13 protein-coding genes and 1 other RNA gene are annotated in these 18576 nt (G+C 41.9%); 13 read left to right on the top strand and 1 reads right to left on the bottom strand.

All coding sequences use genetic code 11. The annotated features are described in order from the left end of the window. The first annotated feature begins 33 nt into the window (after positions 1-33). The 11 genes from HXT45_RS04870 to HXT45_RS04820 all read left to right on the top strand — a co-directional run bounded on the left by HXT45_RS04870 (position 34) and on the right by HXT45_RS04820 (position 14115). A complete protein-coding gene (locus HXT45_RS04870) occupies positions 34-735 on the top strand; it encodes a response regulator transcription factor (RefSeq protein ID WP_172539762.1) in 702 nt (233 codons plus the stop codon). Between the two features lie 6 nt (positions 736-741). Then, positions 742-2148: a sensor histidine kinase gene (locus tag HXT45_RS04865; protein WP_004574608.1), complete on the top strand. Its 1407-nt coding sequence runs from the start codon at positions 742-744 to the stop codon at positions 2146-2148. 261 nt (positions 2149-2409) lie between these two features. After that, positions 2410-3624 carry an argininosuccinate synthase gene (locus HXT45_RS04860; protein ID WP_415688285.1) on the top strand — a complete coding sequence of 405 codons (1215 nt, stop codon included), beginning with the start codon at positions 2410-2412 and terminating at the stop codon, positions 3622-3624. A gap of 48 nt (positions 3625-3672) precedes the next feature. Next, positions 3673-5208 carry an argininosuccinate lyase gene (gene argH, locus HXT45_RS04855; protein WP_421781466.1) on the top strand — a complete coding sequence of 512 codons (1536 nt, stop codon included), beginning with the start codon at positions 3673-3675 and terminating at the stop codon, positions 5206-5208. Positions 5209-5273: 65 nt separating this feature from the next. Next, positions 5274-6593: a tyrosine--tRNA ligase gene (gene tyrS / locus HXT45_RS04850; protein ID WP_004574605.1), complete on the top strand. Its 1320-nt coding sequence runs from the start codon at positions 5274-5276 to the stop codon at positions 6591-6593. Between the two features lie 81 nt (positions 6594-6674). Continuing rightward, positions 6675-8222 (top strand): hypothetical protein, encoded by a 1548-nt coding sequence (locus HXT45_RS04845; protein WP_421781464.1) that lies wholly within the window; start codon positions 6675-6677, stop codon positions 8220-8222. 96 nt (positions 8223-8318) lie between these two features. Next, positions 8319-9416: an HAD-IIA family hydrolase gene (locus HXT45_RS04840; protein WP_415684720.1), complete on the top strand. Its 1098-nt coding sequence runs from the start codon at positions 8319-8321 to the stop codon at positions 9414-9416. A gap of 111 nt (positions 9417-9527) precedes the next feature. Beyond that, positions 9528-10316, top strand: a complete 789-nt coding sequence (locus HXT45_RS04835; RefSeq protein WP_421781462.1) for a TlyA family RNA methyltransferase — start codon at positions 9528-9530, stop codon at positions 10314-10316. 183 nt (positions 10317-10499) lie between these two features. Continuing rightward, complete coding sequence (locus HXT45_RS04830; protein WP_421781460.1) at positions 10500-11579, top strand: NAD kinase; 1080 nt, start codon at positions 10500-10502, stop codon at positions 11577-11579. A gap of 9 nt (positions 11580-11588) precedes the next feature. Next, on the top strand, positions 11589-13385 hold the full coding sequence (gene recN / locus HXT45_RS04825; RefSeq protein WP_421781458.1) for a DNA repair protein RecN: 1797 nt from the start codon (positions 11589-11591) through the stop codon (positions 13383-13385). 97 nt (positions 13386-13482) lie between these two features. After that, entirely contained in the window at positions 13483-14115 is a 633-nt protein-coding gene (locus tag HXT45_RS04820) for an HAD family hydrolase (protein WP_415680621.1), read from the top strand. Positions 14116-14204: 89 nt separating this feature from the next. Here the strand turns inward: HXT45_RS04820 and rnpB are convergent. After that, an RNA gene (gene rnpB / locus HXT45_RS04815) (RNase P RNA component class A) lies at positions 14205-14576 on the bottom strand. A gap of 157 nt (positions 14577-14733) precedes the next feature. Between rnpB and hpf the strand changes: the two genes are divergently transcribed. Then, positions 14734-15408 (top strand): ribosome hibernation-promoting factor, HPF/YfiA family, encoded by a 675-nt coding sequence (gene hpf, locus HXT45_RS04810; protein ID WP_016635580.1) that lies wholly within the window; start codon positions 14734-14736, stop codon positions 15406-15408. Between the two features lie 216 nt (positions 15409-15624). After that, positions 15625-18396 (top strand): preprotein translocase subunit SecA, encoded by a 2772-nt coding sequence (gene secA, locus HXT45_RS04805; protein WP_101889376.1) that lies wholly within the window; start codon positions 15625-15627, stop codon positions 18394-18396. The last annotated feature ends 180 nt before the right edge of the window (positions 18397-18576 follow it).

Raw genomic sequence — 18576 nt, 5'->3', positions numbered from 1 at the left:
TCACATGGCATAATATATGTTAGGGGGTTCTCCATGAATCGGAATGATTATTTATTGAACAAGCATCTGCTACTTGTTGATGATGAGCAGGAACTTCTAGATATGGTTGTATCCATATTAAACGAATACGGTTTTTATAATATAACGACTGCAAAAAGTATAAAAGATGCAGTAGAGGCAACACAAAAATTACGTCCAGAATTAGCAATCCTTGATGTTATGCTCCCCGACGGTAATGGGTTTGAGTTAATGAAGCAGATAAAACAATATAGTGATTGTCCTATCTTATTCCTTACTGCTTGCGGTGAAGATGAAGATAAGTTTAAGGGATTTGACTTAGGAGCAGACGATTATATTGTAAAGCCGTTTCTTCCAAAAGAGCTAACGTTTCGCATTATGGCAATTTTAAGACGAAGCTACAAGAGCGAAAATCCCATTGTTAAACTGAAAAATAGTCAGATTGATTTTTCTTCTGCCCAAGTAATAAAAAATAACGAACATATTCCACTCACAGCCAAAGAATATGATTTACTTTCTGCACTTTATAGAAATGCTGGATGCATTGTAACAATTGACGCGTTATGTGAAGCTGCATGGGGTGATAATCCTTTTGGATATGAAAATTCTTTAATGGCACATATACGTCGTATCAGAGAAAAAATAGAACTCAATCCATCGCAGCCTGTTTCTTTAATAACAGTTAAAGGCTTAGGGTATAAGCTGATTGTGGAGTAAAGCAGAATGAAAAGCATACCAAAACTAATACAACGCTTTATAAGTATTTTTCTACTAAGCTCTGTGCTTATAGTATTAATGAATATTATTGCGTTTATTGTACTTATAGGAAATTACGCTCCCGATAAAGAGATGTCTCCTTATAGCATAGCCAAAGAGACGGGAGAAGCATTACAATTATCCGCAAGTGGGGATTATGTATTATCAAAAAATATGTCTTCCAAATTGACAAATTCTGGCGCATGGGCAATTTTGATTGATAATAATACATTGAAAGTCGTATGGAAAACAAAAGACGTTCCTGCAACTATTCCAAACGATTATACTTTGTCTGATGTAGCTAATTTGAGCGTTGGTTATATTGATGGTTATCCAACTTACACGGGTGATAATAAGAATGGAGTTGTCGTAGTCGGATTTCCGCATAAAAGCTTTTGGAAACATACACGACCAAGTTGGAAATACAGTTTAATCTCAAATTTTCCGCAGATTCTTTTAAGCGTATTCTTCATCAACATTTTGCTTATTCTTGGAATTTATTTAATAGCTAATATAAAACTACTAAAATCAATTAATCCGATTACAAAAGGGATACAACGTTTATCTAGTGGAGAAAGCGTGCATATTCCAGAAACAGGAGCGCTTTCAGAAATTTCATCTAACATAAATTCTGCTTCCGATATTTTGCAAATACAAAAAGAACAATTGAGAAAAAAGGAGACTGCAAGAGCGAATTGGATAGCTGGAGTTTCACATGATATTCGTACGCCGTTATCTATGGTTATGGGGTATGCAGGACAGTTAGAAAATTCTCTCCATATTTCGCAAGAAGATCGTAAAAAAGCGACGATGATTATTAAGCAAAGTGCAAGAATGAAGAATTTGATTAATGACCTTAATTTGGCTTCAAAACTTGAATATAATATGCAACCAATTATGAAAAAAGAAGAAAATGTTGTTGCTGTTGTTAGGCAAGTTGTTGTGGACTTTATGAATATGGGTATGCAAGATGAGTTTTCGATTAAGTGGGAAACAGATGCTAAATTGACTGTTTGCAATATTAGCGTAGACAAAGATTTATTAAAACGAGCAATATCTAATCTTATTCAGAACAGCATATCTCACAATGAAAATGGGTGTACGATTTATGTATCCGTTGCTGAAAATAATAATAATTGTATTATTTGTGTTGAAGATAACGGTATAGGTGCTTCAGATGAAAAAATCGACAAGCTTAATCATGCACCGCACTATATGATTTGCGATACAAGTACTGCAGAACAGCGTCATGGTTTGGGTCTGCTGATTGTTCAGCAGATTATTGGCGCTCATAATGGAACGGTTGATATAAGCAGAAGCAAATACGGTGGGTTTAAGGTTGAGTTAACAGTTCCGAATAAAAAATATTTATAACGCATTTGCGATTATGTTTATAAATTATGCTTATAAGTTATGCTTATAAAATTATGCCTTAAAATTGTGCCTACTAAGCATATCTGTTAACTGTATAAGTATTATCTTTGTTTTGGTTTTTGATTAAATACTTCTAAGCGCGAATCGCCAAAATGGTGTATTTCTGCGCGTGTTGAGATTGTATATATAGTTGTATAATATGCTATGTATTGTTTATTTATTCAATATTATTTATTCAATATATGACCGTGGGAGGTTGCTATGACTAATAAGAAGCGTATTGTATTGGCGTATTCGGGTGGCCTCGATACATCTGTAGCAATTCCGTACCTTAAAGAGCAAACAGGCCAAGACGTTGTAGCCGTGTCATTAAATGTTGGTCAAGGCGGAGAAGCGCTTGAAGTCATAAAAAACCGCGCTTTAGCTTGCGGAGCTGTTGAGTCGTATGTAGTTGATGCTCGCGAAGAATTTGCGGATAACTATTGCATGCTTGCGTTAAAAGCAAACGCAATGTACGAAGACGTGTATCCTTTAGTTTCCGCGCTTTCTAGGCCACTTATTACTCGTCACTTGGTTCACGCAGCGCACGAATTTGACGCTGACACAATCGCACACGGTTGCACGGGTAAAGGAAACGATCAAGTTCGCTTTGAAGTTGCGATTCAGTCTTTGGACCCAGATTTAAAGGCAATTAGCCCAATTCGTGATTTGTCGCTTACTAGAGATGTGGAAATCGCTTTTGCAAACGACCATAATCTTCCGATTACTCAAAGCAAGAAAAGCCCGTATTCCATAGACCAAAACGTTTGGGGAAGGGCAATTGAAACAGGCTTTTTGGAAGATCCGTGGAACGCTCCAACCGAAGAATGCTACTCTTACACAAAGAATCCTTTGGAAGCTAAAACTCCAGACGAAGTTACAATCACGTTTGAAAAAGGCGTTCCAGTTGCGATTGACGGCCACAGCGTAACCGCGCTTCAAGCAATCGAAGAGATGAACAAGAGGGCAGGCGCTCAAGGAATCGGCAGAATCGATATTATTGAAGATCGTTTAGTTGGCATTAAGTCTCGCGAATTGTACGAAGTTCCAGGCGCGCAAGCTTTGATTACAGCGCATCAAGAGCTTGAAAATTGCTGCTTGGAGCGCGAGCAGCACAGGCTTAAGCGTGCTCTAGACAAAAAGTGGGCAGAATTTGTGTACGACGGCCAGTGGTTCTCGCCAGTTGTGCGTTCTTTGAATGCGTTTATAAACGAGACGCAGGAGCATGTTTCTGGAGATATTCGCATGACTTTGTACGCAGGAAAGGCTGTTGTAACAGGCAGAAAGTCGGATGAGTCTTTGTATGACTTTAACTTAGCTACTTACGATTCTTCCGATACCTTCGACCAGTGCGCTTCCAACGGATTTATTGAAATCTACGGATTGTCTAGTAAAGTTGCTGCAGCTCGAGATATGCGCGTTGCTAAGAACGACTGAGAACGACTGAGAACAACTAAGAACGACTAAAAAGACGAAAGAATAACTATGCACGATGCAAATGCCAATGACAGCGCAAATGACAGCGCCACTGCCAGCGCAAATGCCAATACTAATCATCCAATAGCCTTGTGGGGCGGCCGTTTTAGCTCGGGGCCTTCCGCGGAACTCGCAAAGCTTAGCAAGTCAACGCAATTTGATTGGCGGTTAGCGGATGACGATATTGCAGGCTCTCGCGCGCACGCACACGCTTTGCATCGTGCAGGTTTATTAACAAATCAAGAATACGCAGATCTTTGCAAAGCGCTAGACGAGTTGCAAAACCGCGTAGATAATGGCATTTTTGCTCCAATTGAAGAAGACGAGGACGAAGCAACAGCATTAGAGCGCGGCTTGCTTGAGATTGCAGGAAGCGAACTTGGTGGAAAACTTAGAGCTGGACGCTCTAGAAACGACCAAATCGCAGCTTTAATACGCATGTTTTTGCGCAGACACGCACGCGCATTAGCGGAACTCGTGCTAGATGTTTGCAATGCTTTAGTCGCTCAATCTTTAGAAGCAAAAGACGCTGTAATGCCTGGCCGCACTCATATGCAACACGCTCAACCAATTTTGCTTGCACACCAGCTAATGGCTCATGTTTGGCCGCTTTTGCGAGACGTAAATCGCCTTGCGGACTGGGATTTGCGCGCAAACAAAAGTCCATACGGAGCAGGGGCATTGGCTGGCAACACTCTTGGCTTAGACCCCGAAGAAGTTGCTAAAGAGCTTGGTTTTTCTGCTGTTTGCGCAAATTCGATTGATGCTACAGCAAGCCGCGATGTTGTTGCGGAGTTTGCGTTTATTGCATCTATGATTGGCGTTGATATTTCTCGCTTAAGCGAAGAGATTATTATATGGAATACTCAAGAATTTGCGTTCGTAACTTTAGACGATGCCTATTCGACTGGCTCTTCGATTATGCCTCAAAAGAAGAATCCAGATATTGCGGAGCTTGCTAGAGGTAAAGCTGGGCGATTAATCGGAGATTTAACTGGATTAATGGCCGCTCTTAAAGGTCTCCCAACCGCATATGCTCGCGATTTGCAAGAAGATAAAGAAGCGGTTTTTGACCAAATCGACACTCTAGAAGTTTTGCTTCCAGCATTTGCAGGAATGGTTAGAACAATGCGATTTAACACGCCTCGCTTGCTTGAGCAGTCTGCAACTGGTTTCGCTCTTGCTACAGACATTGCAGAATGGCTTGTAAAACAAGGCGTTCCTTTCCGCAATGCGCATACGTTATCGGGACTATGTGTAAAACGTGCCGAAAGTCTTAAATGCGATTTAAGCGATTTGAGTAACGACGATTATGCAACGATTTTAGACGGCATTATTGATGCAAATAAAATACCAGATCTTAGACTTGTTCTTTCTAGCTATGGCTCTGTTTCTTCTAGATGCGGCAAAGGTGGAACAGCTTTTGTGCGCGTAAAAGAACAAATTAATCAAGCTCAGCTTGCGATTAGTGAGTATAAGAAATTCGCTGAATCTGTAAGCGACGGAACAGCTTATAAGAGTGTCTCCATGTGCTGCCAAAATTGAAAGGCTTGTAGCGCGCAAATGCGCCCGATACTTTCGGTAATTTTTGCAATAATAAGGAGATATAAATGGCTCAGGTGAGGAATTACAAAGAAGCTGGATTTGCTTCTTTGTTTGAAGAGCTAAAGTGGCGTGGATTGATTTCTCAATCTACTGACGAAAATCAACTTGCTCAAGCACTTGACGGAGAACCATTAACTTATTATTGCGGCTACGATCCTACTGCTGCATCGCTTCATATTGGCAATCTTGTTCAGCTTATTAACATGCGTCATTTGCAAGCTGCAGGCCATCATCCTATTGCTTTGGTTGGTGGTGCTACGGGCTTGATTGGAGATCCGCGCCAAAGCGGAGAGCGCACGCTTAATTCTAAAGATATTGTTGCTGGCTGGGCGGAGCGTTTGCGCAAGCAAATTGGCCGCATTTTGCCTCTTGATGGAGAGAATCCTGTTCGTTTTGTAAGCAACTACGACTGGGTTTCTAAAATGTCTGCTATCGACTTTTTGCGCGATGTTGGCAAGAACTTTAGAGTTGGCACAATGCTTTCTAAAGATATTGTTGCTCGCCGCTTAAACTCCGACGAAGGCATTTCTTTTGCTGAGTTTAGCTACCAAGTTTTGCAAGGAAACGACTTTTTGTACTTGTTTGATAATTACAACGTTACTTTGCAACTTGGCGGATCTGACCAGTGGGGTAATTTGACTTCTGGCATGGATTTGATTCGTAAGGTTCGCGGAGCTTCTGTAAACGTGTTTACAAGCCCAATTATTACGGATAATCAAGGTCGTAAGTTTGGAAAATCTGAGGGTAACGCAATGTGGCTTGATCCTACAATGCTTAGCCCTTATCGCTTCTATCAATTCTGGTTTAATCAGCCAGATGATGAAGTTGTTAAGCTTCTTAAGGCTTTTACGTTCTTACCTAAGAGCGAGATTGAGCGTTTGGAAAAGCAGATTCAAGAAGATCCAGGAAGTCGTGAAGCTCAGCGTGTGCTCGCTTGGGAAGTTACAAGTTTTGTGCATGGCGAGGATGTTACGAATCAGGCGATTGCTGCTTCTGGAGCGCTTTTTGGCAAGGGCGATTTAGCTGGAATTGACGAGCAAACTCTTGAAGCTGCTTTAGATGGTGTTAAAGTTAAAGCACAAGATGGCACTTTGGAATTTGCTAAAGCGCATGTTGAAGATCGCGTTGTTGAGGCCGCTGTTGCTGCAGGATTGTTCCGTACTATTTCCGAGGCTCGTAGAGCTATTGAAGCTGGCGGATTGTACGTTAACAATAATCGCGTAGAAAGCGTTGATGACGTTTTGAGCGATAGCTCATTCTTGCACGGTCGTTTTGCTTTGCTTCGTAGGGGCAAGAAGGCTATTGGCGCTGTTGAGCGTGCGTAGTTTTTAAGCGCGCTTTATTTGTTTTTAGCATTAGATTTTAGTATAATTTTATATTTTTAGACTTTGAAAGGTATGCCAATAATGGGCGAAGAACGCGGATCGCGTAGTGGTAAGTCGTTTGGTAATCGTGGCCATTTTAGCCGTCAAAATGGCGGTAAAAATGGTGGAAATGGTGAGCGTCGCGGAGGATTCCACAAGGGTGGTTTCCACAAAGACGGTGAGCATCGCGGTGGGTTCCATAAAGACGGTTTCCACAAAGATGGTTTCCATAAGAACGGTTTTAAGAAGAACTCAGATCGCAAGTTTGATGGCGATGGTGAGCGCAGGTTTGATCGCGATAATCGCAGATTTGACAGAAAAGATAATCGCGAAGATAGATATAATCGCGAAGATAAGCGCAATCGCGATAATCGATACAATCATAGCGATTACAATAAGCGCACAAATCGTGGTTTTGAATCTGATTCAAAGGAATCGGGCAATCCAAGATACAAGAAGTTTGATCGCGATAATCGTGGCGAGCGCAATGATCGACGCTTTGAAGATAATCGCGGCGGATTCCACAAGGATGGCTTCCACAAGAGTGGATTTAAGAAGAACGATTCTAGAAAGCACGATTCAAAGTCGTCTTTCCGTTTTGAGAATGGCCCTCGTAGAAACTCGGATGGAACTGTTTCTTACCCATCTCAAAACCCGTATACCGATAGGCGCCCGGGCGAGCCAAAAATGCCTAAGGGTCTAGAGTATTCCATGCTTTCTAAGGAATCTCGCGAGCGTTTGCGTGGTCTTTCTAAGGAGCATTCCGAAAACATTGGCTTGCATATTCTTGCTGCATACGCTTTGCAAGACGAAGACCCAGAGCTTGCTTTAGAACACGCAAAGTGGGCTGCAAAGCAGGCGTCTCGCATTGATTTTTCGCGCGAAACACTAGGATTTATTGCGTACCGTCAAGGCGATTATAAGCTTGCTGCGCGCGAGTTTAGAACAGCTATGCGAATGAATGGCTACACGGATTATCTTCCATTTATTGCAGATTGCGAGCGCGGTATGGGCAACCTCGATAAAGCGCTGGAAATTTGCATGTCGGATGAAGCTAAAAGTGTTAGCGGCGAAGTTAAAGCAGAAATGTTCCTTGTGTACGCAGGCGTTTTGGCAGATACAAATCATGCAGATAAGGCGATTGAGCTTGTTCACGCAATGGGCAGGTCTAAGGGCTTGCCTGGCGAGTATAGAATGCGCGCTGTGCAAGCGGAGCAGTACTTCCTTGAAGAGGCTGGGCGAAGCGATGAGGCGATTGAGCTTGACGCTTTGCTTGACCGCTTAGAAGAGCAGTTTGCAGATATTGAAGACGAAGAAAATCCAGAAGATGTTGTGATTGACTACGATTTGGAACATCTTAATGATGCGATTATGGACGAAGTTGGCATTAGTGAAGATGACGCGCAATTTGCTCCAGATGATGATTCGGATGATGATTCGGAAGATGATTTTGATGATGATTCAGATGATTCAGATGATTCAGATGATTCAGATGATTCAGATGATTCAGATGAAGATTCAGACGATTCACAAATCGCAGATAATACTGAAACTGTAGAGATGAGTGCAGTTAAGCCTAAAGAGGAATAGTACAAATCATATTTTCTAAGCCCAGCTTCTGTATTGTAAAAGTATAGTAAGCTGGGCATTTTCTACTTTGGTATTCTTAAATCGTGAGGATATTTTATGCAACTTGATGAACGAGCGAATTTTTCAAATAGCAAATCTGTGTTAAGCAAGGATTTTCGCTTAGCTTTGCTTGACTTAGACGGAGTAGTGTATAGAGGCGGAAAATCCGTTGAATACGCAGCCGAATCAATTGAAAATGCTCAAAAAAATGGCATGTTTATTGAATACACAACTAATAATTCTTCTCGTTTTCAAGAAGTTGTAGCAAGTCAGCTAGAAAGTTTTGGCTTAAAAGTAGAGCCGTGGCAAATCATAACGTCTTCACTTGTAGCTGCTCGAATGGTTGCTCGATATGTTCCAAGCGGTTCAAACGTTTTAGTTCTAGGCGCAGATCATCTTGTACAAGAGGTTCGTAGCGCTGGTCTTAATCCAGTAAAGTCTTGTAAAGATAATCCAAAAGCCGTTATTCAAGGCTGGTATCCGCAAATGACTTGGCAAGAGATGGCACAAGTCGCTTTTGCTGTAGAGCGCGGAGCTAAGTATTTTGTTACTAATCGCGATTTAACAATTCCGCGCGAGTTTGGCATAGCTCCTGGATGCGGTTCGATGATTCAAGCTGTAGTAAATGCCACTGGAGTAGAGCCTATTGCGTCTGCTGGAAAGCCCGAGTGCGCAATGTACGACGAAGCGCGATTGTTGGTTGCTGCAAACGCAAAGCACAACGATGAAGAGATTAAAGAATATGCGCAAAAAGACGAATTTGGAAATCCTGTAATAAGTATTGAGCGCTCGCTTGCTGTGGGAGACAGATTAGACACAGACATTGAAGCAGGTACCAGAGGAGGGTATGAGTCTCTTCTAGTGCTTACGGGCGTTACCAATCCGCGCATGCTGCTTGAAGCTCCAAAACATTTGCGACCAAGTTTTGTTTCTAAGGATTTAAGGGGATTGAACGAGGTGCATGTTGCTCCTAAGCGCGTTGACGATTCTACGTTTACATGCGGAACTTCTAGAGCTCAAATCGTTTGTAAATCTATTGAAGTAAACAATCCTAATGATTGCAATGCTTTGCGTGCTGCTTGTGCGCTTGCTTGGAGTTTAATGGATAGTGGAAAATCGCTTGAAGATTACATTCTTCCAGAGTTTTCTTTGTGATGTAATGCGTTGTGCGATTTGTGATTTGTGATTTGTGGCTTACGACTTGCAATTTACTACTTACTACTTACGTCTTACAGCTTACGATTTGAAACTTTAAGCGAGGTTTTTATGCTAGACGAAGATGATTTAGCTCAGCGCTTAGACTGCGCGCTTGTAAATCGCAGTTTAGTGAAGAGTAGAACTACATCTCAACGCTTAATCAAGTCTGGAGTAGTAAAAGTAGATAATCGCATTGTTAAAAAATCGTCATTTTTAGTGAAAAAATCGCAAAAAATAAGCCTTGACGAATCAAAAGAAGAAAATTCTTGCGTTAAATACGTTTCTAGAGGAGCGCTAAAACTCGAAGGCGCATTCCGCTTATTTGAGAATTTAGGCTTAAAAGTTGATTCAAATACTAAAGCATTAGATATTGGCGCTTCCACTGGCGGTTTTTGCGATTATTTGTTGCAAAATGGCGTCAATAGCGTTATAGCTTTAGACGTTGGACACGGTCAATTGCACCCAAAAATCGCAAGCAATCCGCTCGTTATTGAAATGAGTGGCGTAAATATTAGAAATGTTTACGCGGAAGATTTGCCATACAAGCCGAATCTTATAGTCTCCGACGTCTCTTTTATATCTCTTAGTTTTGTGATTCCAGTAATTGCACGTATTGCGCAAAATAACGCGAATATTGTTCTTCTTGTAAAGCCGCAATTTGAAGTTGGTAAGGGAAATCTTGGCAAGCGCGGAATTGTAACAGATAAAAACCTAAGACTTAAAGCCTTAGAAAATGTTAAAGAATGCGCTAAAAACAACTGTTTAAGCGTTATTGCAACTCGCGAATCACCTATAGAGGGAACTCACGGGAACGTTGAATATCTTCTTTATGCGCGATTTAATAGTCAAATTCAATAGTCAAGAGATTATTTGATAAATATTTGCATAAGATTAATGCGCAATATTGCAATATGTAGATTAATGCACAATATGTAGTGCAACAATTACAATAACTATTAATGTTTGTAAAGCTGCGATTAGACTACGATTAATCTATAAATAAGCTACGATTAATCTACAAATAGCTACAAAGGGGGTGCTATGCAAGAACGTTTAGAAGGTAATTCTGCTTCTCGCAATGCTCTTGTGGTTACGCATGCGCGTCTTGATGGCAACAGTGCTGTTGTAAATCAAGTTACTACTCAGCTTAAAAATGCTGGTTTTAATGTTAGCGTGTTTCATAGTGCTGCAGTTTCGGATTTTGCGCAAAAAATCGCTCAAGTGGTAGATAAAAATACAGAAATTGTTGTTGTGCTAGGTGGGGATGGCACAATGCTTCAAGCTGCAGAATTAGTGCATTGCACTCCTGTTCCAATAATTGGAATAAACCTTGGGCATGTTGGTTTTTTGGCGGAATTTGAAAGCTTCCAAATAGATGAGGCTGTACGCAGAATTGCGCAAAAAGACTACTTCTTAGAGCATAGAATGGAAGCGCATGTAGATGTTTGGCTCCCTGGAGCGAGCGAGCCTTTAAGTGATTGGGCGCTTAACGATATTACTTTAGATAGGGCAGATCGTGGGCGAATGGTGGAGCTTTCGATTCGCGTTGACAATGTTGAAATGTCGTCTTTTGGATGCGATGGCGTGATTGTTTCTACGCCTACTGGTTCTACTGCGTACGCGTTTTCGGCAGGCGGCCCGATTATGTGGCCAAACGTTGAGGCTTTGCAACTGGTTCCTTTGGCTGCGCACGCACTATTTTCTAGGCCGCTAATAATCGGAGCAGGATCTACTTTTACGATTGATATTTTGCAAGAATCATCTTCTGGTGGGTGGATTTGCTGCGATGGAAGGCGTCAAAGAGCTTTGCCGCAAGGTTCTAGGATTCAAATTAGGCAATCTAAAGATGAGTTGCTTTTGGCACGACTTTCTGGCGTTCCATTTACGCAAAGATTAGTCACAAAGTTTGATTTGCCAGTTGTTGGATGGCGTGAAAATCGCCGAAAAGTGGACGCTAAGCCTAAGATTTATGAAGCAAATCTTCATAATGAAACCGATAGAAACTATGAAGATAGCGCATGCGTAGATGGTGCAAGTGTAGATAGCGCTGATGGTAGCGCTGATGGTAATGCTGATGGTAATGCTGAATATTCGATCGTCCCTAATAATCTAAACCTATAGGGGGTATTTGTGCTTGAAGAACTTGAGATTCGTAATTTAGGCCCAATTTCTAACGCTGTTATTACGCCTTCTAAAGGAATGACTGCAATAACTGGCGAAACTGGTGCTGGAAAGTCTATGCTTTTAAGTGCTATAAAGCTTATATCTGGAGGAAAAGCAGATTCTGCAAAAGTATCATCTTTTGCAAATGAGTCGTGGGCGCAAGGCGTGTTTTCTGTGTCAAAATCCAGCGATGTTGCGCAAATATTGCAAGAATCTGGGATTAATGCCGAAGAATGTGAAGATGACGATTCTAAAGAAGAAGTTTACGTATCTAGATCTGTTCCAAAAACTGGTAGATCAAGAGCTGTAATCTCTGGTTATTCTGTTCCAAAATCTTTGCTAGAAAGTGTTTGCTCGCACACAATAACAATTCATGGTCAAAGCGATCAGCTTCGCATAGCAACCGCCGCAAAACAGCGCGAATTCTTGGATTCAATCTCTTGCAATTCTAAAGAACTACAAGACTATGAATGCGCGTTTAATAAGTGGCAAAATGCTGTTGAAGCATATAATCGCCTTATAAATCAGCAATCGTCTTCTAGGCAGCGCGCAGACTATTTGCGCGAATCGTTAGAAAAAATTCGCCAAATCGATCCAAAGCCAAATGAGGATGAAAATCTTAAAGCTAAAAGAGATCGCATAGAAAACGCTGCTCAAATCGTTGGAGCTATTAGCGAAGCAGTCTCTTCGTTAGACGCAAGTCAAATTGATTATGGCGCAATAGATTCAGTTGACGCATTACATTTGGTTGACAATGCGTCTAAGGCGATTCGCTCAATTCGAGTTGACGGAGATTATAACGCGATTGCAAATCAACTTGACGATATTTCTTCCCAAATTTCCGACATTGTTATGCAACTTGCGCAGCAGTTAGATGTTGATGAAAGTCAGGAAGATTTAGACGCTATTAACAATCGTATTCACGATTTAAGCGATTTAACACGCAGATGGGGCCCGCAAATTGACGATGTTTTAGAGTGGGCCAAAAAAGCGCAATTTGAGCTTGAAGATTTGGATGATTCGCCAGAAGCTGTTGCGCGCGCTAAAGATTTGTGCGAGAAGACTTATAAAGACGCTGAAAAACTTGCCGAAGCTCTTTATAGCACGCGCAAAGTTGTTGCAAAAAAGTTTAGCGACGAAGTTAGCAAAGAGCTTGAATCCTTATCTATGCCAGATGCGCAACTTTTGATTAATGTTTCTAAGAGTGCTAAAAACAAGGATGGAAAATTTGATTTGAACGTGCACGGCTTAGATAGTGTTGAGTTTCTTTTTAAGCCTTTCCCTGCGTCTAACTATTTGCCAATGGGCAGTAGTGCTTCGGGCGGCGAACTCAGTAGGCTTATGCTTGCAATGGAGCTTGTTGCTGCAAAGTTTAACCACAGCAATAATCAATCAATGACGTTTATTTTCGACGAAGTTGATGCAGGTGTTGGAGGCGTTGCAGCCGTAGAGTTAGGCAAGCGCTTGGCTTTGCTTGCTAAAAGTGCGCAAGTGATTGTTGTAACGCATTTGGCTCAAGTAGCAGCTTTTGCAAACGTTCAATTTGTTGTTAGAAAAAAGATTGAAAGCGTGGCGGATTCTGGAGCGGATTCTAGAGCTGATTCTAGTGCGGATTCTGGCGAGAATTCTAGTTTTGCAGATACAACTGTTACCAAATTAGATGAGATTAGTCGCCAAAGCGAAATCGCAAGAATGCTTTCGGGAAGTCAATCGCAAGCATCTTTGGATCATGCAAAAGAATTGCTTGAAAATAGTAAAGTCTAATGAAAAATCTTAAGCTAATTCAAAGTAATTTTTCTAAAACAGATTTTTCTAAAACAGAATAATAGGGTTAATATCAAAGATAATCGGGATTAATAATATGAGCGAAAATGCATTAGTTGATAATTCAAATTACGCATCAATTTTTGATTTTGACGGCACTTTGCTTGATTCTTTGGACGTTTGGGACAAGATAGACGAAGAGAGTTTTGCTAAGCGCGGTATTAAAGTGCCTGCTGATTTTGCTGATTCCACGGCAACAATGACACCTCGCCAAGTTGCGGATTATGTTATTAAGCGTTTTGGTTTTACGGATTCTCCCGAAGATTTAATGAAAGAGTGGCAAGACATGGCTTTTGACGCATACGCAAAGCATTTGCCGCTTAGAAAAGGTGCTAAAAATTACGTTGATTATTTGCATAAAACGGGTGCGAAAACTGTTCTTATAACTACTCTTTCTAAGTCTTTATGCGTTGCTGCGTTAAAGCGTACGGATTTGTATGATTACTTTGATTTGATGATTTTTGGAGAAGATTTAGAAAGTAATGCAAAAAATAGCTATAAAACTTATGTTGACTTAGCAAAGCGAATTGGCGTAAAACCAAGCGATTGCACTGTTTTTGAGGATTCTGATGCAGCACTAAAATCAGCTCGTTTAGCTGGAATGAAAACTTGTGGGGTAGTGGATTTAATAAATGGTGACTTTGACTTTGCGCCAAAGAGTCTTAAATAAGAGTCTTAAATAAGAGTCTTAAATAAAAGTCTTAAATAAAAGTCTTAAATAAAAGCCAAAGTAAAAGTCTTAAATAAAATCCAAAAGTTGAGGTGAGGTTTCACATACCCCGGGTTTTGTCGCGTGCAAAATGCACACGGATGACCATCCATCTCGATTTGACGTTACCGCCAAACTCTAGCAGTCTACCCGAAGACTTAGGCGAGCAGCCCTTAAACACCTTCTGCTTGACCTTGCTCCCAATGAGGCTTGCCATGCGGCTAACTGTTACCAGAAGCCCGGTGGTCTCTTACACCGCCGTTTCACCCTTACCTAAACAAAAGTTTAGGCGGTCTATTCTCTGTTGCGCTATCTCTCAGGTTGCCCTGGGCGGACGTTATCCGCCATTGTGCTCTACGGAGCCCGGAAGTTCCTCAGCTACTCCGAATGAACATTGCAGCCGCGGTCATCGTGAAACCTCAACCTTCCCAATTATAGCAGACGTCTTAATTTTGCGCATATTTTGCGACTCGCTAGAAAATGGCGGCTTTTAGCGGATATAATAGATGTATCAGCGGCGCTGGTGCCGTTGACGTGTACACAAACCGATTTTGTATCGGATTACTTAAGGAGGTTCGCATGGAGATCGTCATCACTGGACGTCATACGCAAATTAAGCAAAGATTCCGTGACGTTGTAGAAAGCAAGATGAATCGTGTGACCGCCATTGCTCCAGATGCTCAGCGCATTCAGATTGTGCTTAACACTGAGGGCAATCCAAGGCAGGCAGATACTGCAAAAAGAGTTGAAATTACTGTAGTTGCAGGAAGTACGGTTATTCGCGCAGAGGCGTCTAGCACAGATCAATACAGTGCATTAGATATGGCGTTAGATAAGTTGACGCTTCGCTTGCGCAGAACTCGAGATCGCCGCAAGGATCATCGTCGTGGCTACGAGCAGATGGTTCCAGTTGACTTGGGTGTTGTAGAGCCAGAAGTCGAAACAACTGTTGAAGAAGTTGTTCAAGAAGATGGAACAAATAGTGCAGATGCTGCGGTTGCTTCCGACTTAGGTCCTGGCGAATCAGTGGAAGTGAGTGTTGGAGATACTCCTATTGTGATTCGTCGTAAGCTCCACATTGCCGAGCCAATGAGCATTGATGAAGCATTGTACGAGATGGAACTTATTGGTCACGATTTCTTCCTGTTTGTAAATAAAGAAACCATGCGTCCATCGGTTGTATATCGTAGGCATGGATGGAGTTATGGTGTGTTTGAGATTGATACTCCAGAAAATGTTGCTAAAAAGAAGTAACAAAACAGTAAAGAAATAATAAAAGAATAAAAGCAAATAAAGGTAAATAGAATAACTCATATGAGTGCAATGCCCGTCTAGTAATAAGCTAGGCGGGCATTTTATGCGTTGTTTTGGACTCGCGAGCTGCAAAAATCGTAGCCGTCGCGTAATATAGGCACAGTTTACGTCTATATTGGCTAGCCGAATAATAGACACGACCTAAGGGAGCTAAACGTGGTAGATATCGTTGATAAAGCCTTGCGCATGGGTGAAGGCCGTCAATTGAAGCGCCTTGAGAACGTTGCGAAGGCTGTGAATGCGCTTGAAGATCAGATTTCTGCGCTTTCGGACGAGGAACTTAAAGGACAAACGGCAAAATTCAAGCAAAAGTTAGACAATGGTGCGAAGCTTGATGACTTAATGCCAGAAGCCTTTGCTACAGTGCGAGAAGTTTCAAAGCGTACTCTTGGTCAGCGTCACTTTGACGTTCAGCTTATGGGCGGTGCAGCATTGCATTGGGGCAATATTGCAGAAATGAAGACTGGCGAAGGTAAAACACTCGTTGCAACACTGCCTAGCTATTTGAACGCTTTGGAAGGCAAGGGCGTTCATGTTGTTACTGTTAACGACTATCTTGCTAGCTACCAGAGTGAGCTTATGGGTCGTATTTACAGGTTCCTTGGCATGAGCGTTGGATGCATTATTACAGATCAGCAGCCTCCAGAGCGCAGGAAGCAATACAACGCAGATATTACGTATGGTACAAACAACGAGTTTGGCTTCGACTATTTGCGAGACAACATGGCTTGGGAAAAGGGCGATCTTGTTCAGCGTGGTCATCATTATGCAATCGTTGATGAGGTTGATTCCATTCTTATTGATGAAGCTCGTACGCCACTTATTATCTCGGGACCTGCCGAAGGAGATGTTACGCGTTGGTATCGCGAGTTTGCAAAGCTTGTTCTAAAGCTTGATCGCGATGTTGATTACAAGATTGACGAAAAGCGCAAGACTGCTGGTATTTTGGATCCAGGCATTGCAAAGATTGAAGATTATTTAGGTATTGATAATCTTTACGAGCCAAGCAATACTGCTTTGATTGGCTATTTGAACAATGCTTTGAAAGCTAAGGAATTATTCCTTCTTGATCGCGATTACGTTGTTACTAATGGCGAAGTTTTGATTGTTGACGAGCACACTGGCCGTGTTCTTCCAGGTCGTCGTTATAGCGAAGGCTTGCATCAGGCGATTGAAGCTAAAGAGAATGTTGAAGTAAAAGCAGAAAATCAGACTTTTGCAACTATTACTTTGCAAAACTACTTCCGCATGTACGATAAGCTCGCTGGCATGACTGGTACTGCAGAAACGGAAGCTGCCGAGTTTATGGGAACATACAAGCTTGGTGTTCTTCCAATTCCTTCTAACCGTCCAGTTATTCGTATGGATAAGGACGATTTGATCTTCCGCACTAAGAAGGAAAAGCTTGCTGCGATTGTTCGAGACGTAGCTCAGCGTCATGCAAAGGGTCAGCCTGTTTTGCTTGGTACAGCATCTGTTGAATCTTCCGAAATCGTTTCCTCGCTTTTGGACGTTGCTCGTATTCCTCACCAAGTGTTGAATGCTAAGCAAAATGCTAAGGAAGCAGCTGTTGTTGCTGTTGCAGGTCGTAAGGGTGCTGTGACTGTTGCTACAAACATGGCAGGTCGTGGTACAGATATTATGCTTGGCGGAAACGTTGAGTTCTTGGCAGATGCAAAGCTTAAAGCAGAAGGCTATTCTCCAGACGATACTCCAGAAGAGTATGAGAAGCGTTGGCCAGGCGTTTTGGCAGAAGTTAAGGAACAAGTTAAAGACGAGCACGAAGAAGTTAAAAAGCTTGGTGGCTTGTATGTTCTAGGCACTGAGCGTCACGAATCTCGTCGTATTGATAATCAGCTTAGAGGCCGTTCTGGTCGTCAGGGTGATCCTGGCGAATCGCGCTTCTACTTAAGCTTGGAAGACGACTTAATGCGCTTGTTCAACACTCAGCTTGTTGCTCGCGTTATGGCTAAGGGTTTGCCAGAAGGCGAACCAATCGAATCTAAGTATGTTTCTAACGGCGTTCGTACAGCTCAAAAGACTGTTGAAGCTCGTAACTTTGAAATGCGTAAGAATGTTTTGAAGTATGACGACGTTATGAACAAGCAGCGTACGGTTATCTATTCGGAACGTCAAGCTGTTCTTAAGGGCGAAGATATTCACGAAGATATCTTAAAGTTCATTAAAGATACTGCAGATAGCTACGTTCGCGGAGCAATGAACGGTTCCGACAAGCCTAAGGATTGGGATTGGGAAGGCCTTAAAGATGCTGTGAACGCAGTTATGCCAATTATTGTTGATTGGGATCAGCTTCGCTTACAAATTGAGCCTCTTAAGGGTCAAAAAGCTGTTGATACTTTAAGAGACACGATTGTAGATAGTGTAACAACTATTTATGCAGTGTTTGAAGAGCGAATGGGCTCCGATAGTTTGCGTCAGTTTGAGCGCAGAGTTGTTTTGGCTGTTCTTGATAGAAAGTGGCGTGAACATCTTTACGAGATGGACTACTTAAAGGATGGCATTGGCTTGCGCGGTATGGGTCAGAGAGATCCTTTGGTTGAGTACCAACGCGAAGGCTTCCAAATGTACAACTCAATGATTGAAGCAATTAAGGAAGAGTCTATTCAGCTTCTGTTCCGCATGAATCTTGAGCAGATTGTTGCAGAAACAGAAAATCAAGATGATTCTTATATTGACGAAAGCATTGAGCAAGAAGAGCAAGAAGAAGACGAGCATTCTGGAATCGTCGGTCCTGCTCCTATGAGCCATGCAGAAGGCGAAGTTCCATTAAGCAAGCGTCCAAAGGCGGAGGAGTGGAAGACTCCTTGGGCCGATGGTCGTACGTTCCCTGGAACAAATAAGAACGACGAATGCCCATGCGGATCTGGCAGAAAGTACAAGCTTTGCCACGGTCAAAATGAGGATTAAAGTCAAAGTCTTATAAAGTAACGTTTTATAAGAATGAGGCTGGTGTTAATGCATCAGCCTCATTCTTTTGCGCGAATGCACTTTAATTCACTGATATTGTAGTGCGATTGTATTTGATTTTGGTGTTTTTTGATACAAACGCACTACACATAAATACAAATATGTAGTGCGATTGTACTG

The sequence above is a fragment of the Gardnerella sp. DNF01199S genome, from assembly GCF_049244155.1.
GTDB lineage: Bacteria > Actinomycetota > Actinomycetes > Actinomycetales > Bifidobacteriaceae > Bifidobacterium > Bifidobacterium piotii.
Note: the sequence above shows the minus strand (reverse complement) of the source record. Positions and strands in the feature narration are given on the sequence as shown.